Source organism: Neolewinella aquimaris, assembly GCF_014197245.1.
Classification (GTDB): Bacteria; Bacteroidota; Bacteroidia; order Chitinophagales; family Saprospiraceae; genus Neolewinella; species Neolewinella aquimaris.
Genome location: NZ_JACIFF010000001.1, coordinates 541,982 through 562,951 on the forward strand (window position 1 = coordinate 541,982; position 20,970 = coordinate 562,951).

The 20,970-nt window shown below is 58.6% G+C and carries 18 protein-coding genes; 10 read left to right on the top strand and 8 right to left on the bottom strand.

Annotation, left to right across the window (positions count from 1 at the left end):
• The first annotated feature begins 166 nt into the window (after nt 1-166).
• The 4 genes from GGR28_RS02240 to GGR28_RS02255 all read left to right on the top strand — a co-directional run bounded on the left by GGR28_RS02240 (nt 167) and on the right by GGR28_RS02255 (nt 3,417).
• The gene (locus GGR28_RS02240; protein WP_183494084.1) at nt 167-1,951 is read left to right on the top strand and encodes an acyl-CoA dehydrogenase; all 1,785 of its coding nucleotides are present in this window, start codon (nt 167-169) and stop codon (nt 1,949-1,951) included.
• A gap of 47 nt (nt 1,952-1,998) precedes the next feature.
• On the top strand, nt 1,999-2,493 hold the full coding sequence (locus GGR28_RS02245) for a VOC family protein (protein ID WP_183494085.1): 495 nt from the start codon (nt 1,999-2,001) through the stop codon (nt 2,491-2,493).
• 22 nt (nt 2,494-2,515) lie between these two features.
• On the top strand, nt 2,516-2,929 hold the full coding sequence (locus GGR28_RS02250; protein WP_183494086.1) for an OsmC family protein: 414 nt from the start codon (nt 2,516-2,518) through the stop codon (nt 2,927-2,929).
• Nucleotides 2,930-3,069: 140 nt separating this feature from the next.
• Nucleotides 3,070-3,417, top strand: coding sequence for a hypothetical protein (locus GGR28_RS02255; protein ID WP_183494087.1), 348 nt, complete (start codon nt 3,070-3,072; stop codon nt 3,415-3,417).
• Nucleotides 3,418-3,457: 40 nt separating this feature from the next.
• On the opposite strand, the gene GGR28_RS02260 is transcribed toward GGR28_RS02255, so the two are convergent.
• On the bottom strand, nt 3,458-4,300 hold the full coding sequence (locus GGR28_RS02260) for a S24 family peptidase (protein WP_183494088.1): 843 nt from the start codon (nt 4,298-4,300) through the stop codon (nt 3,458-3,460).
• Nucleotides 4,301-4,387: 87 nt separating this feature from the next.
• Nucleotides 4,388-5,488, bottom strand: coding sequence for an endonuclease/exonuclease/phosphatase family protein (locus tag GGR28_RS02265; RefSeq protein WP_183494089.1), 1,101 nt, complete (start codon nt 5,486-5,488; stop codon nt 4,388-4,390).
• Nucleotides 5,489-5,656: 168 nt separating this feature from the next.
• On the opposite strand from GGR28_RS02265, the gene GGR28_RS02270 reads away from it, so the two are divergent.
• Complete coding sequence (locus tag GGR28_RS02270; protein WP_183494090.1) at nt 5,657-8,617, top strand: PEP/pyruvate-binding domain-containing protein; 2,961 nt, start codon at nt 5,657-5,659, stop codon at nt 8,615-8,617.
• Nucleotides 8,618-8,634: 17 nt separating this feature from the next.
• Here the strand turns inward: GGR28_RS02270 and GGR28_RS02275 are convergent, their stop codons facing one another.
• Nucleotides 8,635-9,282, bottom strand: coding sequence for a deoxynucleoside kinase (locus GGR28_RS02275; RefSeq protein ID WP_183494091.1), 648 nt, complete (start codon nt 9,280-9,282; stop codon nt 8,635-8,637).
• 45 nt (nt 9,283-9,327) lie between these two features.
• On the bottom strand, nt 9,328-9,966 hold the full coding sequence (locus tag GGR28_RS02280; RefSeq protein WP_183494092.1) for a hypothetical protein: 639 nt from the start codon (nt 9,964-9,966) through the stop codon (nt 9,328-9,330).
• A 189-nt stretch (nt 9,967-10,155) separates the two neighbouring features.
• Between GGR28_RS02280 and GGR28_RS02285 the strand changes: the two genes are divergently transcribed.
• Nucleotides 10,156-11,499: a dihydroorotase gene (locus GGR28_RS02285; RefSeq protein WP_183494093.1), complete on the top strand. Its 1,344-nt coding sequence runs from the start codon at nt 10,156-10,158 to the stop codon at nt 11,497-11,499.
• A 235-nt stretch (nt 11,500-11,734) separates the two neighbouring features.
• On the opposite strand, the gene GGR28_RS02290 is transcribed toward GGR28_RS02285, so the two are convergent.
• Together GGR28_RS02290 and GGR28_RS02295 are read right to left on the bottom strand one after the other, a co-directional pair.
• Nucleotides 11,735-13,135, bottom strand: coding sequence for a S8 family serine peptidase (locus tag GGR28_RS02290; protein WP_183494094.1), 1,401 nt, complete (start codon nt 13,133-13,135; stop codon nt 11,735-11,737).
• 3 nt (nt 13,136-13,138) lie between these two features.
• Nucleotides 13,139-13,654 carry a shikimate kinase gene (locus GGR28_RS02295; RefSeq protein ID WP_183494095.1) on the bottom strand — a complete coding sequence of 172 codons (516 nt, stop codon included), beginning with the start codon at nt 13,652-13,654 and terminating at the stop codon, nt 13,139-13,141.
• A 118-nt stretch (nt 13,655-13,772) separates the two neighbouring features.
• Here GGR28_RS02295 and GGR28_RS02300 point away from each other — a divergent pair, with 118 nt between their 5' ends.
• From GGR28_RS02300 to GGR28_RS02310, 3 genes are read left to right on the top strand one after another with little or no spacing between them, the layout of a single operon-like run.
• Nucleotides 13,773-14,249, top strand: a complete 477-nt coding sequence (locus GGR28_RS02300) for a DUF1573 domain-containing protein (RefSeq protein ID WP_183494096.1) — start codon at nt 13,773-13,775, stop codon at nt 14,247-14,249.
• 11 nt (nt 14,250-14,260) lie between these two features.
• The gene (yajC, locus tag GGR28_RS02305; RefSeq protein ID WP_183494097.1) at nt 14,261-14,569 is read left to right on the top strand and encodes a preprotein translocase subunit YajC; all 309 of its coding nucleotides are present in this window, start codon (nt 14,261-14,263) and stop codon (nt 14,567-14,569) included.
• Nucleotides 14,570-14,585: 16 nt separating this feature from the next.
• Entirely contained in the window at nt 14,586-15,518 is a 933-nt protein-coding gene (locus GGR28_RS02310; RefSeq protein ID WP_183494098.1) for a CdaR family protein, read from the top strand.
• Nucleotides 15,519-15,522: 4 nt separating this feature from the next.
• On the opposite strand, the gene GGR28_RS02315 is transcribed toward GGR28_RS02310, so the two are convergent.
• Nucleotides 15,523-17,160 (bottom strand): caspase family protein, encoded by a 1,638-nt coding sequence (locus GGR28_RS02315; RefSeq protein WP_183494099.1) that lies wholly within the window; start codon nt 17,158-17,160, stop codon nt 15,523-15,525.
• Nucleotides 17,161-17,540: 380 nt separating this feature from the next.
• Between GGR28_RS02315 and GGR28_RS02320 the strand changes: the two genes are divergently transcribed.
• Entirely contained in the window at nt 17,541-20,171 is a 2,631-nt protein-coding gene (locus GGR28_RS02320; RefSeq protein ID WP_183494100.1) for a M14 family metallopeptidase, read from the top strand.
• Between the two features lie 5 nt (nt 20,172-20,176).
• On the opposite strand, the gene GGR28_RS02325 is transcribed toward GGR28_RS02320, so the two are convergent.
• Nucleotides 20,177-20,875 (bottom strand): DUF2490 domain-containing protein, encoded by a 699-nt coding sequence (locus tag GGR28_RS02325; RefSeq protein WP_183494101.1) that lies wholly within the window; start codon nt 20,873-20,875, stop codon nt 20,177-20,179.
• Nucleotides 20,876-20,970: the final 95 nt, after the last annotated feature.

A 20,970-nucleotide genomic window follows, 5' to 3' on the forward strand; every position in this document is an offset into this window, starting at 1 on the left:
TGGCTACATTAGCGGTGCTTTCCCTCACCCGTCCGACGGGGTCAGGCCGTCCGACGGGGTCAGGCCGTCCGACGGGGTCAGGCCGTCCGACGGGGTCAGGCCGTCCGACGGGGTCAGGCCGTCCGACGGGTGCGATGTTTTTATTAGGTGCTTAACCATTTCGATCATGCAATTCATTTCCCTCCGCAACCTGCGCTTCATGCTTCACGAAGTCCTCGACCTCAGCGAACTGCGCAATAGCGAGCGATTCAAGGATTTCGACCAGGAGGCCATCGACTTCAGTCTGGATGCCGCCCAGCAACTGGCCGATCAGTACCTGTGGCCCGTGTACCGCGAAATGGACCGCAACAAAGCCTACTTCAAGGATGGCGAAGTACACGTCCTGCCGGCCGTAGGGGAGGGTATGCGGGCCCTCGGCGAAAGCGGATGGCTGAGTGCCGCCTGGGGCTTCGAGCACCAGGGTCAACAAATGCCCCTCACCGTGCACAATGCGGGCAGCCTCATCTTCCAGGCCGCCAACGGCAACCTGGCCGCCTATGGATTCCTCACTACCGGTGCAGCCAACCTGATCCGGGAATTCGGCAGCGAAGAACTAAAACAAACGTACCTGCAAAAAATGGCCAGCGGACGCTGGCAGGGTACCATGGCACTCACCGAACCGCAGGCCGGTAGTTCTCTGAGCGACATCACTACCTATTACGAGCCCCAGGCCGATGGCACCTACCTGATCTACGGCCAGAAAATTTACATCAGCGGTGGCGACCACAACAGCGTCGAAAACGTGGTCCACCTCCTGCTGGCCCGCCAAAAGGATGGGCCGAAGGGAGTGCGCGGCGTCAGCCTGTTCGTGGTACCCAAGCACCTGCCGGGACCGGACGGACTCACCGACAACAACGTCACCACCGCCGGCATCTACGGAAAAATGGGGCAGCGCGGCTACGTGGCCGCCCACCTCATGTACGGCGAGCAGGGACCCACCCGGGGATTCTTAGTCGGAGAGGAATTCAACGGCCTTAAGAACATGTTCCTTATGATGAACGAGGCCCGCATCGGCACGGGTATGATGGCGACCGGTTCGGCCTCGGCCGCCTACTACGCAAGCCTCACCTACGCCCGGGAACGTCCCCAGGGCAGGCACCCGGGCAACAAGGACATCAATGCTCCCCAGGTACGCATCATCGAGCACGCCGACGTGCGCCGCATGCTGTTGTTCCAGAAGGCCGTGGTAGAAGGTAGCATCGCGCTCCTGCTGCAGTGCAGTCTGTACGAGGATACCTACCGGGTTACCCAGGACGACCGCAGCCGGCTCCTGCTGGAACTGCTGACCCCGATTGCCAAAAGCTTTCCCAGTGAATACGGCAACGAAGCGGTCAGTCTCGGCATGCAGGTGCTCGGCGGCGCAGGCTATACGGACGACTTCCCCCTGGAGCAAATTTTCCGCGACATTCGGGTCAACTCCATCTATGAGGGTACTACTACCATCCATGGGCTGGACCTGCTCGGTCGAAAGGTGATGATGGAAGAGGGCAAGGCGGTACAGTTCCTCGCCACGGAAATGCAACAGGAGATCAACAACGCGGAGCAGACGGAGGCAACCCGGGAGATTGCGGCAGCCCTTGCCCTCGGGATGGAGTCCATGCAACAGGTACTCGGAACACTCCTGCAACTGGCCCAACGGGATGATCCGCGGGTGTTTCTGGCCGACGCCACGGTTTTTCTCGACTACTTCGGACTGCACGTTATTGGTTGGATGTGGCTGAAGCAGGCCAATGCTGCCGTCCGGGCCTTGCCTAATGCAGAAGGAGACGACGAGACGGCATTTTACCAATCCAAAATTCAAACGGCACGGTACTTCTTTACCTACGTGTTTGCCCGTACGGCAGGACTTCGTCGCACCCTCCTCGCCGAAACGCGCATCACCCTGAATACCGACGAAGCTTGGTTGCTTTAATAATTATGTCACGCGACTGGGTATATTGCCGAATCCAAATTTTTACGATGCGCTACCTGCTACTTTTCTCTCTCCTGCTACCACTATTATCCTGTTCGCCACGGCTCGACCCCTTCGGTACCGAAACGGGCGACTACCTCGCCAGCTTCGACCACTACGCGATCAACGTGGAAAATTTAAACCGGAGCATTGATTTCTACCAGCAGGTGTTCGGCCTCGACGAGGTACACAACGGAACGGGAAAGGAGAACATCCGCTGGCTCTCCCTGGGCGCCGGTATGGCACTGCACGTGATCGAGACGGACCGCAGTCAGCTCAGACTCCAAAAGGGGGTACACATGGCGATTTCCGTCGGCCGCTTCGATGAGTTCGTGGAACACCTGCGCGATATCGAGTTGCCCTTCGAAACGTGGCAGGGCGTAGCGCTGGAGTCAAACGACCGCCCCGACGGCGTTCGCCAAGTCTATTTTCAGGATCCTGATGGCTACTGGATAGAAGTCAACAACGGTCGCATCCTATTCGGCAAACCCGCCCTCCCCTAATTAAACCCTACAATCCAACCCCATGACGGTCGAACTTAACCGCATCGACGATGCCTTCCTCTTCGAAACCACCAACGATGAGGGCCTGAGCGTCCGTACCGACGGCAGCCCCGATATCGGCGGACAGGGAGCCGGCATGCGTCCCATGCAACTCGTGCTCTCGGCCGTGGCCAGCTGCTCGAGTATCGACATCGTGCTATTGCTGAAAAAGCTGCGGCAGGACCTAACGGACATTAAAGTAAGGGTGGAGGGCCAGCGGGTCGATACCGAACCACGGGTGTTTACCGACATTCACGTCCACTACGAACTGTACGGTGAGTTAGACGACAAAAAGGTCGAGCGGGCCTGCCGGCTCAGCATGGAAAAACTGTGCAGCGTATCTCTAATGCTAAAGGCCGGCGGGGTAAATATCACCTGGGATTACGAGATTAAGTAGGCGCACGCAATATGTCGGACGGGCCATCAATTATATAGGTGATTTTGATGGTTACTTTTTAGTACAATCCCGTTTAGATTATGCTTTCCGCACCCAACTATCGTTTATTAACGATTGGGGGACTTTTGCTTTGCGTATGCATGCTCTCATCCGCCCGGGTCACCGCCCAACAGAACCTGCCCGTTCCGGCGGGACTTCTCGTCGCCGATGAGCAGAATGAGTTGCCGCAATACGAATCCCCCGAATTTGAATTGTATCCCGACGACCTGAGTGGCCGTGATCGGATGGAAACCTGGCTGGCCGACCACTGGTCACTGGAAGATCTTCACATCGAATTGCTCGATACCAAGGGCCGTCCGGTCAGACAACAAATGATTATGAACGGCAATCACCTGCTGCTCTTCACGCGTCGGCTCGCACCCGGTGCATACACCATCAGGCTGAACGACGGAAAAAGACGGGCGGCAGATGTTTTGGTGGTGCTTTAAGGGAATCACCTTGCTCCCGCGTTCCCGCCCAAACGTTACGCTACTCCCGATTCCTGTTGCTAAGTGCCTTTTCTACGGAAACACCAAGCCGGCTGATCAGCTTTCCCTGCTGGGCGATGGTGGCCTTGAGCTCGCTCATTTCGTCGTGGACGTAGCGCTGAATGTTCTGGGGGGAGGGTAGGAATGGCGTGATGCGGGCGCGAACGTACCAAATCTCCCGCAAATCGGAAAGGGGGATGTGGTATGTCTCGTAAAAGCTGTTGTCCGAGATGACCTCAAGCGTTTTAGCGTCGGCAATGTGATTGCGGACCCGCTTGACCACCACGTCGCTGCGGGTAACGATCACGTAGGCGTAGTTGTCTTTAATCCCGCTCTGCCAGAGGGTAGGTTCGAGAAAAGCGCAGACCACTTTGTCTCCTTCGAAGAGGGTGGGCTCCATGCTGTTGCCGGGAACGTCGAAGCTGCGGTGGGTGCCTACCTTGTACTTGTAATCGGGCAGACTGTAGGTGGGCAGGCTCTCGACGAAACTCGGATCGCCGAGCTCGGCGGCATAGACCGACTGGGCCGGAAGGGGCACGTGCACAATTAGTTCGTCGGCATCGGGGGTGGTGATGGTCGTGAGTACCCGAAAATTCTGGTCGCTTTCCTCGGTCATGAACATCGGGCCGTCGCCGGTGAAAAGGTAGACCGGGTTGAGCTTATACTTCGCGATCGATTGCCGCAGCAGTTCAATGGTCACATCCCGGCGGCCCTTCAGTATTTCGCTGAGCGACTGGGGCAGGTAATCCAGCGACATCGCGAAGGCCCGGCTTGATCTGATCCGTTTCTCCGCCTTGAGCTTATCGTGACACTTGATGAAGCGCTGAGAAACGACGTTTTTCATAGGTAAGTATAATTGGGCAGGGCGAAGATAAACGAGGTGGTGTCGGTGCGTAGGATGGTGCGACTAAAACTAACACCTTTTTGCGAATCAATCCTGCCCCTTAATCACCGCGTCGTCCTCGTGCCGTTTCCCCTTTTTGATTGTTTCGGTCGCCTCCTCCATGTCGTTGCCTTCGGGGTTTTCGCCCTGGTTGTCGTCCTGTTCCGGCTCGTAGCTGAGGCTGATGAGTACCGGAAAGTGATCCGATCCCACGTACGGGAGGCGTTGTAGATCCAGTACGGCGAGGTCAGAGGAGTGGAACACGTGGTCCAGCGGCCACCGCAGCATGCGGTACTCGGCGTGGAAGGTCGAAAAGAAGCCGCGACCGCGCCGTGGGTCCAGCAAGCCGCTTAGGCGTTGGAAGAGTCGGGAGGAGTGGGACCACGCCACATCGTTCATATCCCCCGCTACGATCACGGTGGCGTCCGGCTTCTTTTGCACTTCCAGGCCGACGAGCGCCAGTTCGGCATCGCGCCCGGTACTGGCGTACGCCTCGGTCGGGCTCGGGGGCATGGGATGGACAAAGTGCAAGTCGATCAGTCGACCGTTGGGCAATTCGATCTGGGTATCGATGCCCGGTATATCGTCCTTGATGCGATACTTGACCTCCGGGTCGATCAGCTCGATCTTGCTCCAGAGGTGCATGCCGTACAGGTTTTCCAGGGGGACGGACACCTGGTGGGGGTATTTTTCCCCCAGCCCTTCCCGGAGTTTTTCTTCCCACCAGCCGTTGCTTTCTACCGTGAGCAGGATGTCGGGGTCCATTTTTAGTGCGAGGTCGATCACCAAGTCGGTCCGCTTGTTGGTCTGCAGTACGTTGCTCATCATCAGGGTGAGGTGACCGTCGGTATTTTCCGTGCGTTCGGCATTGCGGGCGTCGCGCCCGTGCAGCGGCGTATAGGGGTAGATGCGGTAGGCCTGGTAGAGGGTTGCCAGCATGAGCACGATGCCGACGGTTAGGTTGAGGGTGTCGTTGGTCGATCTGGAAAAGAACCACAACACCGCCGAAAGGCCGAGCAGGAACAAAAGTTGCTGACGGGGGTAGTCGAAGCCGCGAATCCACCAGTCGTCGTACTTAAGAAATGGCATCACAGTGCCGATGATGCCAAAGGCCCCCAGTACGTAGGCTAAAATTCGTAGAATGATCACTTCAGCATATAGATTTAAGGTAAAAGTAGTTGCTCAGTAAGATGTTCACGTGTTTTCGCTGCGCAGTATGCGCGGTAAAGTAACGTGTAGCAACGGTAAATCGCCGCTATAACTGCTTCACGTGTGCCCGACGTACTTTTACACTCTCTCATTCTAATCCGCCCGCCAATGTTTTTTCCTTTTTCCCGCAACCGCAACGTGTACACCTTCGGCCTGGCAGTGACGTTTTTGCTGCTTCCAAGCCTGCTGCCGTCGCAACTTGCCGACCAGCGCATCGCCGCGTTGATCGAGGAGTTTCGCAACGATCCGCGCGGACCGTATAGTGGCATTTTCTGGTTCTGCTCCGACGGAAGTAAGCGGGCGGCCCGCGATCCCTGCCCGGACGACGACAAGGCCCACCAGCACGCCGACTACAAACCCGTGGTGAAGGAACTCATGCGCGATAACGGCCTCTACTTCGGTCAGATCCTCGCCGATACGGACTTCGCACCCTTCTGGGATGCCGCCAACGACCACAGCCGCCTCAAGCAGTACCAACTCAACAACTACCTGGTCACGAACGACAACGGCTGGATCCTGGAGCGGGCCCGCTACTACCGCGGTGCCTTTCAGGTGGAGGATGAGGAAGAATGGGGGCGTAAGTTTTTTCAGTGGCTGCTGGCGCGGGAGGGCGTACTGCGGGAAGATTTTTATCTCGTGGTACAGGCGGCGCGCGACATTCCCCACCGGGGCGACACCGATCTGAACCAGCGCATCCGGGCCCTGAGCAAGGAAATTGCCGACCGCTACCCGGCCTTCATGGACTTGCGCATCAAAATTCACGGAAGGCCATCGGGCGGGGACGCAGGAGCCGTGGAAGAATTCATGAAGCAGCACGAGCGGGAACTGAAGGAAAAACGGCTGTACGAATCGTCGGCCCAACTCGTGGAGGACATCCGCACCGCCTACGGCGGCAGCGACCTCAACAACATCAGCGACCTGGTAGCGGGGCTGCCCGCCCAGGATTCCCTGCGCCGGCGTATCGAACGCTTCGTAACGCTGCAGACCCGAACCGAAGGGGTGGACAACGACCTGGACCGACTGACGGCGGCCACCGGCCTGATGCTCCAAATACGGCGGTCGCTGGTGTCCGAAGACCGCAGGGCAGCGGATAAGCTGCGACTGGTCGACATCACGAACGAACTGAGCGACCTGGTCTTCCGGGCCGCTCCGGAATGGGTGCCCGTTACCGCGCGCGAGCAAATGGAAAAGATCTGCTACCTGGGAGAAGCCGCCACCGGTGCCGGCTTCATCGAACTCTGGGAATACGAAACCGGCGGCCCCAATATCGCCGATCCCAACTATCAGTACATCAGGCCCGACATGCTGACCGCCTACCTGGACAACGCACGCCGCTTCGTCGAGTGGGGAACGGCCACCAACCGAGCTACTTACGGAGAAATAGCCGAGCGCTACGCACGCTTCGAGCCCAAAGCCCTCTCCTTCCTCGACGACCGCATCCGGGGTTCCGTGCTGCTGCCGTTGGGGCAGGCCGTGGGAGAACTCGGCGACTGGCTGGCCCGCAACAGCGAATCGGGCAATGCACTGATGGACATCAAAACTCAGGCACAGGCACGGGGATTAAATCCCGGCTACGCCCGTGGTGTACTCCACCTTATTGAGGGAACGCCCGATGAAGTGGTGGTCGACGGAAAGGACATCTATGTCTTTAGTCGCCCGCCCGCCGACCTCAAACCCGTGGGTGGAATCCTTACCGTGAGTGAGGGCAATATGGTCAGCCACGTCCAACTGCTGGCCCGCAACCTCGGTATTCCCAATGCCGTACTGACCGACCGGCAATTCGAGGAGCTCAAACCCTACGACGGCGAGGAAGTATTCTTTGCCGTGTCCAACGCCGGTACCGTGCTGATGAAGCCGGCCGACGACATGAACGAAGTGGAACGGGAGCTCTTTGCCGTCCGCGAGCGAAGCCAGGAGCGGATCCGCGTACCCGTTGACCGGATCGACCTGAGCACCCGCGATGTTCTGAACCTACGCAACGTAAACAGTGAAGACAGCGGCGTACGGTGTGGGCCCAAAGCGGCCAACCTCGGTCAGCTCAAGCAATTGTTCCCCGAAAACGTGGTGGAGGGACTGGTGATCCCCTTCGGGATTTTCCGCGAGCACCTGGATCAACAGATGCCCGGTCAGCCCGATGGCGTGTCCTACTGGGAGTTTTTGAACGAACGCTTTGCCCGGGCGGCCGCTATGGAGAAGAACGGCAGCACGGCTGAGGAAGTGGAACAATACACCCTGGCCCAACTGGCCACCCTGCGTGAGGCGATCGCCGAGATCAAGATCGAGGGCAAGCTGATCGCCCAGTTGCGTAGCGGCTTTGCGGAGGTGCTCGGCGGAAAGTTTGGCAGCGTTCCCGTTTTTTTACGCTCCGATACCAACATGGAGGACCTGGCCGACTTCACCGGCGCGGGGCTGAATAAGACCGTCTTCAACGTGGTCGGTGAAACGGCCATCCTCAACGGGATCAAGGAAGTTTGGGCCAGCCCCTACACCGACCGCAGCTACGAGTGGCGGCAGCGCTATTTGCTCAATCCGGAAAACGTTTTTCCGAGTATCCTGATCATTCCGAGCGTCGACGTGGATTACTCCGGCGTCATGATCACGAAGGGCGTGACCAGTGGAGAGCAGGACGACATCACCGTTGCCTTCAGCCGGGGTGCCGGTGGCGCCGTCGACGGTCAGGCTGCGGAATCCTACCTGCTTGATCGCTTCGGCCGATTTATCCTCCAGGCACCGGCCAGGGAGCGGATGCACCGCCGGCTTCCCGCTACGGGGGGCAGCGTAATGGTGGCGGCGCCCTTCAATCGTCCGGTGCTTAGTTACGAAAACCTGGTCGATCTATACCAGCTCGGACAGCGCGTCGAAGAGGTTATGCCCAAAGTGCCCGGGGTTGAGACCGACGGACCCTTCGATGTCGAACTGGGATTCCAGGACGATAAGATCTGGCTGTTTCAAATTCGGCCGTTCGTGGAAAACAGCAAGGCCCAGAGTTCGGATTACCTCCAGAGCATATCACCCGCCAAGCGGGAGGGCGTGTACATCGACCTGAATTCCCCATTGCGGGAGGAGTAGCGTGCCGTGACCGATCGCTAGACCTCGTTGAACAGGCCGTGGAGCTTTGCGCTGACCATATTGATCACCCGGCCGAGATCTTCCTTTTTATTGGCGAAGTCTACCTCGTCGACGTTGATGATCAGGATGTTCCCGTCGGTGTACGTCGAGATCCAGTCTTCGTACCGGCGGTTGAGTTGCTTGAGGTAATCCAGGCTCATGCTGCCTTCGTAATCGCGGCCGCGGCTTTCGATGTGGGCCACCAGGGTGCCGATCCCAGCCCGTAGGTAAATGAGCAGATCGGGCGCTTTGATGCGACTGGTCATGGTATCGAAGAGCTCGGTGTAGCTCTTGAAGTCCCGTTCGGTCATCAGCCCCATTCCGTGTAGGTTGGGCGCGAAGATGTTGGCGTCCTCGTAGATGGTGCGGTCCTGGATGACCGTCTCATTTCCATCCTGGATGTCGAGAATCTGCTTGTAGCGATTGTGGAGGAAGTACACCTGAAGGTTGAAACTCCACCGCTTCATGTCGTTGTAAAAATCGCTCAGGTAGGGATTGTTGTCGGCACTTTCGTAGTGTACCGTCCACCCAAAGTGCTGGCCGAGCTGGCGACAGAGGGTCGTTTTACCGGCGCCGATGTTTCCGGCAATGGCGATGTGCTTGATGGGATTGGGGCTGTTTTCCATGGACCGCCAAAGGTCGTAAATTTTGCCACACTGCCACCGCTTCCGTTACCGGCCACTCCACCCAAAGCGCGCTTCAATCTGCACGACGGCTCCGCTGACGTCCTTCGAGGTTACGAAGTCGGAATCGACGCCGCTGGCAAAGCGGTATCCGCCCTCCAGTCCGAGCCGGAACCACTGAAACAGGTTGATCTCCGCTCCTGCCATCAGCTGGCCGATGAGCATCCGGTCGCGGTCTTCCCCTTTGACGTCGATCCGGCCGGGACCGACGATGGCAGTAAAGCGGGGGTGCACGATATTTTCCGCCCCCGGCGAAACGGCGATGATGAAACCACCGTGGCGGAAGTCGTATTCCGGGCGGATGCCGGTGAGCGGCGCGTCGTCGGTAGTGAACGATTCCCGCGCCTTCCAGCCGCCGTAGCCCAGGAAGACGGACTTGCCGAACTCGAGGCCGCCGAAGCCACCCCGTACCAGTGACCAGTCGTCGCCGGTAGATGAATAGTTGTAGGTAGGTCCGCCCCAGACCCCGGTAAGGTCTAAATCACCGAGGAGGGTTTTGTCGCGCCGGGAAGAAAAGTCCCGGTAGCTGTCCTTGCGTTCGGAGTGGGAAACCAGGGTGGTGGTGTAGTCCTGGCCCACTAACGTTCCGGTAAAGAAGAGGGCGATAATTAGGGTAAAGCTTCTCATGGGTAACTGCTTTTGCTGAATGAATAAACGCGGCACCTGCGTCCCCGCCAAATCCGGTTGCGCGTATGCCACAACGGCTGCACCGCTGAAATAAAGGTTGCACGTTTGATTCTTAAATTATCTCAAGCAAATACTAATGCGGTATTAATGTCGGCCGGGGGAGCCTTACTTTGCCGCAAAAATCGACCAATGGCAACAGGCAGTATCCTAATTAAGGACGGAACGATTGTGAATCGGGGAGAACGTTCGGTGGGCGACCTGCTCATCCGCGATGGCCTCATCGAACGGGTGGGCGGTACGATTGACGTGAGCGCAGACCGGGAAATCGATGCGAGCGGCTGCATCGTTATGCCCGGGATCATCGACGATCAGGTGCACTTTCGCGAGCCCGGACTGACCCATAAGGCCACCATACGTACCGAAGCGCGGGCGGCCGTTGCCGGAGGGACCACCACTTTCATGGAGATGCCCAACACCAAACCGGCGGCGCTGAACCAGTTGTTGCTCGAAGAAAAATACCGCATCGGGGCGGAGACCAGCGTCGCAAACTACAGCTTCTACATGGGGGCGGCGAACGACAACCTCGATGAAGCACTGCGCACGGACCCCCGACGGGTGTGTGGACTGAAAATCTTCATGGGCAGCAGCACCGGTAACATGCTGGTTGACAACGAAAAAACACTGGACGCGCTGTTCGCGCAGAGCCCCCTGCTCATCGCTACCCACTGCGAGGACGAAGCGACGATCAGACACAATGCGGCGGTGGCGCGGGAGCAATGGGGAACCGATATACCCGTGCGCGAACACCCCAATATTCGGTCGGCTGAGGGATGTCTTAAAAGCAGCACGCTGGCGATAGAGCTGGCCAAACGGCACAACACCCGGTTGCACATTCTCCACATCAGTACCGCCGACGAGGTTTCGCTGTTCCGCAACGACATTCCCCTCGCCGAAAAGCGGATCACGGCGGAAGTGTGCGTCCACCACCTCACCTTTAACGCGGACGACTACGCGCGGCTGGGCAACGGCATCAAGTGCAATCCCGCCATCAAGGCCGAGCACCACCGGGCCGCACTACTGCCTGCCCTGCTCGACGACCGCTTCGATGTGATCGCTACCGACCACGCACCCCATACCATCGAAGAAAAAGCGCAACGGGATTACTTTAAGGCCCCCGGCGGATTACCCCTGGTTCAGCACAGCCTGGACATGATGATGCGCATGGAACAGGACGGCAAGATCAGCCTGGAGAAGATCGTGGAAAAAATGTGTCACGCGCCGGCCGAGTGCTTCCGGGTCGATCGCCGGGGATACCTCGACGAGGGCATGTGGGCCGACGTGGTCATCTACGATCCGCAAACCGAATGGACGGTGGCCAAGGAAAATATTCTGTACAAGGCCGGCTGGTCGCCCCTCGAGGGAACCACCTTCCGCGGCCGGGTACGGCAAACCATCGTGAGCGGAAATATTGCCTACGAAAACCTGCGCATAAACGATGCGGTCCGGGGTGAGCGGGTGCTGTTCGACCGGTAGGGCTGAGGGAGCATGATCGTTCCGTCGGGTTCGGTAAGCAAAGAACCCCGGTCATCCTTGCGGTGCCGGGGCTCGTTCCAACTTACTGATACCAAATAAAAAAATCGGTGGCGGGGGGAGCCCGCCGATTCTGTGAAGCTAACGCGACCAGGGTAGCTTGGTTCTCGTCAGACCTTTCCCAAAAATAAGCAAGCCCTACCGGTACCGCAAGGCCGCAGCCAAAAAAGGCCGAATTCTACTGCTCGGCCCGCAGGAGGTAACGGTAGGCAGCGGTAAAATCGGGCTTGCCGTATCCAATCGCCGCATTCGGTTCGGTGGCGTGGGAGGCCGTCATGCGGACCGCTTCGAGGATCTGCTCGTTCGTGGCTTCGGGCATGGCCTCCATTAGGCAGGCGATCAACCCGGTGATGAGGGGCGCGCTCAGGCTGGTGCCATTGGCTCCGGTCAACCCTTTTCCGTTGGCGGCGACGGCGGCAACCATTACGCCGGGTCCGCTGACGTCGGGCTTCACCCGCCCGTCCGCCGTGGGACCGAAACTGCTGAAGTACGCCCGTTCGTCCAGGTCGTCCAGCGCACCAATGCTGAAGGCCTTGCGGGCATCGGCGGGGGTGCCGATGTGCTTCCATTCGTCCGCCCCGCTGTTGCCGGCGCTGGTTACGATGATCATTCCCCGGTCGAACGCCCGGTCGATGGCAACGGATGCCGGACTACGGGTACCGTCGAGGTCGGCGTAACCGTAATTCATTGAGGAATCGGTAAAGGTGGTGTAGCCCAGGCTGCTGTTGACCAGGTCCACCCCCGCGCTATCCGCCATTTCGAGGGCGATGGCGTAGTTGATTTCCTCTAAGCGGTGCTCTCCCCGCGAGTTTTCGGTTTTAAACAGCAGATAGCGTGCTTCCGGAGCGGTGCCGATGAAGAAGAAGGGGTGGTGTGCGGCCATCGTGCTCAGCACCGTAGCGCCGTGGGTAGACCCATCGAGCGCCGTGCTGTCCTGCTCCACCAGATCGTAGTTTCCGGGGACCGCATCGGGCTGGTCGTAACCGAGAAAGTCTTTGTAGCCGACGTTCGGAAAACCACCGTCGAAAACGCCCACGAGTACGCCCTTACCGCGGAAACCGAGGCGGTGCAGGCTATCGCCGTTCATTCGCTGTAGTATCGTCCAGCCGTAGCCGTAGAAGGATTCGGTTACCGGGACGCTTGCTACTACCGGCGCGGGCTGATCGAAGCGGGTGGGGCGGGGGACATCCGTTGACCGCTCGTACTGTAGGGGGGCCACGTAATAGGTAGTGTCGGTGAAGGATAGTGCCTTGATCGAACCAAGTTCGGTATCGGTTGCGGCAACTACGACTCCGTTCATCCACTTACTCCTGAGCCAGATGCGGGCACCGGTTTGCAGTACGGCGGTTTCGTAGTCGGGGCTGATGGGCAAATCAAGTTCGGTGATCGCGGCCGCGTGGCGCTGACGCCGGTCGAGCGCCCGCTCACTCAGGAAGCTGGCGGGTTCGTTCACCGTATAGGGCGTTCCCAACTTATCCTGGAAGCCAACGAAGTAAAGTCTTTCGGTTTCCGCGGTAGCCTGACTGAAGGCCGTGAGGGTGAAAAACAAGCAAAGCGGGAGGAGTAGGAAGCGGGGCATTGATCAGGATAAGGACTGTTCGGAAAGTCGTTCGAATAACAAACGTGCCACATCCCCGCTTTGGTTGTCGAAGCGGAGGTGGATATGCGCCCGCTCGTAGCACGGACGACGTTGCCGCAACTTTTCCGTAACCGTGTCCGTGAGCGACTCGCTTGCGGACAGCAGGGGCCGGTGGTTGGTTTCCGACTGAAGGCGGCTGACGAGCAGCTCCACCGGAGGGTCTAAAAAAACCGTGGTGCCGATTCGATTCAGGTGGCCGATCTGGTCCTGGTAGCAGGGGGTGCCGCCGCCGGTTGCCATCACGAAAGAGGGTAGGGGGGCGATACTCATCAGAACGTCGCGCTCCAGTTCGCGGAAGTAAGTCTCGTCGTGGTTGGCGAAGATTTGCGAGATCGGAGTGCCGGCCCTGGCTTCCACGTAATCATCCAGATCGATGAAGGGCATCCCGAGTAATTTGGCCAACTCCCGTCCACAGTAGCTCTTTCCGGAGCCCATGAAACCAATCAAAAAAACGCGCATACGTTAGTGGTTTATTCGCGGGCTAGGTGTAGACCGCACCAAGTTACTACGTGCCGGGGAAAGTGGTGGCAAGTATCGGCTGCTTATCTTTGCATCCGCTAAGCTCGCACCCACGGTTATGAAGTCTGTTATCGTCCTACTTATCCCCCTTTTTGCCCTCTTCGGTTGCGGAAACGATGGTGTGGTAGCCCCGGCTCAGTCGACAACCGACGCGCCCAGCAATGCCGATATCATTCGTAATCCGGTCGCGGCGAACGCGGTGACGCCGGCCGATACGGCCCGCGTAGCCCGGATTCACTTCGATGAGCCGGAAGCTCACTTTGGTGAAGTTCGTGCCGGCCAGCGGGTCCGGCGGGAGTTTACCTTCAAGAATTCGGGTGATCTGCCCCTCCTGATCACCGACGCCCGCTCCACCTGTGGATGTACGGTGCCGGTTTACCCCAAGCGGCCGATCCAACCGGGCGAACACGGTGCGATATCCGTCGTATTTGATACCAGCAACAAACTCGGCCGACAGCGAAAACCCGTAACGCTGACCGCCAATACCTACCCCGCTCAGACCACGGTCTACCTGGAAGGGACCGTAATCGAATAAACTATACAGTCATGACCTTACTCCTACAGTCCGGCGACATTTTCACCAACGGATTCTTTATGATCGCCATGTTGGCGGTACTCGTCTTTACGATGATCATCCCCCAGCGTCGCCGCAGCAAACAACAGAAGACCTTCATGGCGAGCCTGGCTAAGGGCCAACGGGTCGTGACCGCCAGCGGCATCCTGGGGATCATCGACAAGGTGGAGGACAACATCATCACCCTGAACGTGGGCAACAAGACCTACCTGCAAATTACCAAGAACGCCATTTCGAAGGAGCTTACTGATGCCATCTATCCCCCAAAGGCTGAAGCGTAGGTTACCCCTACGAAATATGGCCACGACCGACCGGCAGATTCTGCTCATCTGTATCGGACTGGCCTTCGTCTTCTGGTTGATCCTCAACCTGTCGCAAGATTATGAGATCAACAAGGAGGTCGACATCAGCTACGTGGTCAGCCCTGACCGGGTCGTCGCCGGTACGCCCCCACGGACCGTTGGCGTGCAGGTGCGGGGCAGGGGGTGGAACCTGATTTGGGAAACCCTCCGGGGAAGGCGGATCGGCGTAGATATTGACCTGCAGAACCAAACCGAGCTACTGCTCACCGGCAATTTACTGCAGCAACAAATTTCCCGGCAGCTAAGTAGCGGGGATCTGGAGGTCGATAACCTGAACTACGATGCTCAACGTATTTTGACTACGCCACGCGACGGAAAGCGGGTACCCGTGGTGTCGAAAATTAAGGTCAACTTCAGACCGGGGTACTTTGCCTCGGGGAATGTGCTCATTGAGCCCGACAGCATCACGGTAAGCGGTTCTACCGACGACCTCATGGAGATCTCTAGCTGGCCAACGGAAGCATTGGTCCTTGAAAACGTCGAGCAGGACCAACTCGTAAGCGTGCCGCTGCAAACTCCGGAGGAAGGATTGACCATCAATTACGGCGAAGTGAGCGTCGCCGTCCCGGTCGATGCATTCATCGAACAGCAGATTGAGGTGCCGGTGATGTTACGCAACGCCCCACCGGCCGATTCCTCCCGCGTGTTTCCGAACGTAGTCACGGTCACCGTTACCATTCCCCAGAGTCAGTACGGCCTGTACAATGCATCCGATTTCCGGGTGGAAGCTGACCTTACGGGTATCCGAATATCGGAGAACCACAACTCCCTGCCCCTGACCCTGACGCGGGTACCGGAGTCCATCCGGGGGGTGAATTTCGCGCCCAAAGCCGTGGAGTACTACGTGTACCGGCGCGAGCAGCAGTAGAACGTTACCGGCCGCGCACCGCCGAGATGGGCATCAGTTCGTCGAAGCTTCCGGTCAGGGTGGGCGTCTGGATGTTGCCGGTGTAGCCCCTTACTTCGCGGTGGACGTAGGCAAACAATTCCTGTATCGAAACGAGGCGGTCGTGGTTGGCATCCGCTTCCCCCTTTAGCCCGCGGATGAGGTAGTGGCTGAAGACCCCGGAGCGAAGCCCTCCGTCTTCCATGCTGATTTCTTCCCCCTTGCTGGACATCATCAGGGCCGTGGAGGCCTGGGCGTTCGTTAGGGCGGAATAGAATGCGGAGAGCGTTTCGGTATTGCCGCCGCCACTGCGTGCCGCGAGGCTGCCGCTGTGACAGGCGTCGGCGATGACCAGCTTATGGCGGGACCGGCTGCCCTTCAGGGCTTCGTGCACATCTTCGTGGCGGAGCGCGTTTTGCTGTCCGTCGTAATCTACCGGAAGAAAAGCGCCGGGCAGTCCGTGACCCGAGAAGTAGAACAGGATCACGTCGTTCTCGTCGGCCTGGCGGTAGGTTTCCCGCATTGCGGCCAGGATGTTGTCGTGGGTTGCGTCCTCGTCGATGAGCACCTTTACCTGGTCGTCGCTCAGGGCGCCCCCTTCGATGCTCTTCAGGAACGCGTATACCTGGTAGGCATCATCGTCCGTGTAGCGGAGGGTCTTCATGTGCTGGTAAAAGGCGCAACCGACGACCACGGCCCAAACCTTGACCTTCGGGTCGAAGGCGGTTGCTACCGTCTCCGCGGGTTGGCCCACTGCGGAGTACAGCCGGCGGAACAGTTGTCCGTCCTCCCATATACCACCCTCGATCTGGCCATCGGCGTAATGCATCACCCCGAGCCCACTGGGACGGTGGTTGCTGAAGTTGCCGAGGTAGATGTTTCCTCCGGGAAAAGTAACCGTACCCCGTCCTTCGGGTATGCCCATGGCGATCTCGCCGTAGAAGACCGTACCGTCGGCGTAGGTGTACCGGCCGGGGCCGTCGGGGCAGCCTTCATCGCAGGATTGCAACTCCGCGGTGTTTCCGATGAACCCGAGTGCGGACCAATTGGATTGTAGTTCGCCCCGGTCCCAGGTACCGGTTACGGTAGTGCCGTTGGCGAACGACATTACTCCTTCACCGTGGCGTTGGTTTGCGGACCACTGGCCGCGGTAGCTGTCCCCATTGGCGTATTGCATGTGTCCGTAACCACTCATTAGGTTGTCGGACATATTTCCTTCGTAGTAATCACGGTTAGCGAAGGTGAATTGAACCTTTCCTTCAAGCTTGTCCGCCGACCAATTTCCCAGGATCTTACCGCCATCGGTGTAATCAACCCGTCCACGGCCGTCGCGCTTTCCTTCCCGCCAATTTCCGGTATAGGTATTGCCGTTGCCGTCGGTGAGTCGGCCCTCCCCGTTCTGTAATTGCTGCCGGAAGCTGCCCGTGTACACGGATCCGTCGGGGTAAGTAAGGGTGCCGCTGCCGTCGAATTTGCCGGCGCGGAAACTTCCGGAGTATAGCGCTCCGTCAGCGAATCGGAGAATGCCCTGGCCGTCGTGGCAGTTGCCGCGCTGACAGCGGCCCTGAGCCAGGGTGACCGTCGCGCTGAGCAGCAGCAACGGAAGGAATGTGTATTTAAACATGCTTGACGTGTAAAAGAGTGTTGGTATCAGTGCAAACTCGAATCGCTCTGGCAACGCCCCGCGGGGCCGAAGTCCGTATTTCTAGCCTGGTCGGACAAAACCAAAAACCAAAGTAAAATTGCAAGAGAATTCTTAGAAAGAAGTTCGTTTGGAGAGAGACGCTGAGTACCTAATATAAGTGAGAGACGCCTCTAAAGCAGTCGGAACCCTTCTAAAATTGTACTTAGGATTCGATATAACAAGCGCCTTCTACGGAACGGTACCTTATGCCTGCTTACCGGTAGCACCCTAGTGTTTTAGGGTTCATTCCCGAGTCACCAACGAAGTACCCCTCCATTCCATTTCTCTGAAACCATTACTTTGCACGAAATTTTCACCGAATGCCCTTACGCCTTTTCTCTACACTATTTATTCTCCTGGTTTTCAGTCAGGTCCGGGGGCAGACCGACGTTTACGAACGCTTAGATTTTCCCGATAACTTAAGTTCGAATATACTCAGCCCCCGGCAATTTCTGGGCTATCGCCTGGGCGAGCGCTTTACGGAATACGCCCGCTCGGTAAACTACTTTGATTACCTGGCCGAGCAGAGCCCCCGCATAAAAGCGGAGCGCTACGGCACCACCTACGAAGGACGGCCGCTGCTGCTACTGACCATCACTTCGGAAGATAACATGCGCAACTTGGAGGCCATCCGCCAGACGCAGCTTCGCCTCGTCAACGGATACCGGGAGGCGGGGGCGCAGGTGCAAGGTCTACTGGCAACGCAACCCGTGATCAACAGTTACAGCTACAACATCCACGGAAACGAAGCCAGCAGCACCGAGGCGGCCATGCAGGTAGCCTACGAACTCGCTACGAGCGAGGATGCCCAAACGGTTGAATCCCTTGACCTTAGCGTAGTGTTGATGTTCGTCTGCATTAACCCGGACGGCCGCGACCGCTACGTGTACTGGTACAACGGCATGGCCCGCGCCACGGGGGGCGAAGAGCCCGACGATCTGGAACACCACGCACCCTGGCCAAACGGCCGCACCAACCACTACTGGTTCGACCTGAACCGCGACTGGATCTGGGGAGTACATCCCGAGAGCCGGGGCCATACCCGCGCCTACCAGCGCTGGATGCCCAACGTGCACACCGACTACCACGAACAGGGCTATGATGCGAACTACTTCGCGGTGCCGGGTACCACCCCGCGAAACCTCCTGCTGCCCGACGCCTACGAAACGTGGGCCGATACCTTCGGCCGGGCCAACATTCGCCAGTTCGACCGCATGGGCATCAGCTACTTCACCCGCGACCGCTTCGATTTCTACTACCCGAGCTACGGCAGCAGCTATCCTTCCGTAATGGGGGCGATCGGTATGCTGACCGAACAGGGTGGCATCGCTGCCGGCCGGGCCGTGGAAACCGAGGACGGATACGTGCTTACCCTGCGCCAGCGCGTGTGGGATCACTACACCACCAGCATCGCCCAGATCAAAACCGCGGCGGCCAACCGGGAAGCGCTGCTGCAATACAGCCTCGACGCCTGGAACCCCATCAACAGCAAACAGGGCACCACTGCCTACCTCATCGAGGACGACGGCAGCGACTACCTCGACGATTTCCTGCAAGTAATGCTCATGAACGGGGTGGAAGTGGAACGCACCACCGAGGAACTCGATGCGCAAGGAAGCAGCTTCCGCGACGGGACCCTATCCGAGCGCACGCATCCTGCCGGTAGCCTCATCATCGCTACCGAACAGCCACGCCACCTGTTTCTCAACAGCATCATGACCAATGACCTGCAAATTGAAGACAGCGTGATGTACGATATGTCGACCTGGTCGGCCGTACTTGCCTACAACCTCGAAGCCTACGCCTTCGCAGCTCCCGTACAGGTGGACACCGAACCGGTGACCGTGATCGAACGATCCGGCGCGGTAGTCGGACCCGCAGCGGGCGAAACCTACGCCTACGTGATCGACTGGGGACAGCGACAGGCACCGCGGGCCCTGGCCCAGCTCTGGGAAGCGGGCCTGCGGGTGCGGTCGTCGCTGGAACCCTTCACCACCGACGCGGGGGAGGAATTTTCGGCCGGTAGCCTCATCGTGCTCCGTGGCCGCAATCTCGAACACGAGGATGCACTACCCGAGCTAATGTCCTCCCTCGCCGACGATCTGGGGTTACGCATTAACCGGTTCACTACCGGCCGAATGCAGCAGGGCAACGACCTGGCGAGCACACGCAACTTCCCCGTCCGCCAACCAAAGGTTGCTCTCCTCGTCGATCAGCCCTTTGATACCTACACCAGCGGCCAGATCTACTTCCTGTTCGATTGGGAAACCCGACTTGCCGTCACCCGCATCCGCACGTCCCAGCTGAGACAGACGGCCGTACCCAAGTTCGGTAGCCGCTACGGGTACGCTGACCTGGACGATTACGACGTGCTCATTCTGCCCGATGCCAATCAACTCGGCGCGGTCTTTGGCAAAGAGGAGCTGGAAGTCCTGGAAAACTGGATCTCCGGCGGAGGCACCCTGGTTACAGTGGGCTCTTCGGCGGAATTTTTCACCGCGGAATCGAAATTTACCGATCAGCAAGTCAACACTTCCGATCGCGATACCTCGGCGGCCGCCGCCGCACTCTCCTTCGCCGAACGAACCGCGTACTACGGCAAGCAACATATCCCCGGAAGCGCCCTGAATGCTACCCTCGATACGACGCACCCCCTGGCATTCGGCATAAAGCCAGATGTGTACACCCTCAAATTCGGAGCGAACTCCCTGGTCCCCAGCGCTGATTTACAGAGTGTAGGACGGTACGCCAGCGACTCCACGGCACTGCTAGCTTCCGGCTACGCAAGCCAGGAAAACCTGGACCGCCTTGCCGGAAATACCTGGGCCGGCGTTCGGACGATCGGACGGGGGAAGGTGGTCTACTTGCTCGACAACCCCCACTACCGCATGTTCTGGCGGGGGCCAAGTCGACTGATGCAGAATGCCGTGATGATCGTGCCGGGGATGTAGCCCGGTTACCACAACAAGCTGCGACCGAAGGGGCGGCGGTACTCCCTTTCCCGGTCGCGGGCGTTGGGCAACAAGTAGTTGAGGTAAATCGCCATGGTCGGTTGCGAACTGGGGTCGGTCACGTTCACTTTTCGTTCGAGACGGATGAAGGAAACGATGCTGATGCGGGTGGAAACTTTCTGCGATACGCCCAGGGTATAGCGGTGGCGGCTAAATTGGCCATTCCGGTCCAGACGAAAACGGGCTTCGTACTCCGCAACTAACTCCGTGAACGGAAGTACCTCGTACGCCAATCCGGCCCTCGGTCGAATGGCCGCCCGGTGACGGGTTGCGTTCTCGTGGATGTCGCGCTCGTGCTGTAGCCTTAGCCGGCCTTCGAGGGTGAAAGGACCTTTGCCCAGGGGCAGAGCATAGTTCAGGTCGGCGAACGTACGCAGTTCGGTCTTGACGTCGGGATCGTAGCGCGGAGTCAGCCGTAAGCCCGGCGTAATGCTAAGCACATCACTGATCTTTCGGTTGACGGCCAGCAGCAACAGCACCCGGTTGTCGCGACCGGTGTTTATCGTTTGTCGGTGCTCGACCTCCAATTCGTACGCCCACTTCGTGTCTAGCTCGCGTTCGAAGGAGAATCCGGAAAAAAGCTGCAGCTGGGCGGTGAGGTTGGTTGCCCCCAGCAGGGTTAGGAGAGATAAAATAAGTCGCATAATCACTCATGAAGTCCCCGGGCGTCGCTTTTGTTTCCTGCCGCATCAACACCCCGCCGTTCCCCGGGTTTCAGGAGTAGCCAACACCTACACTA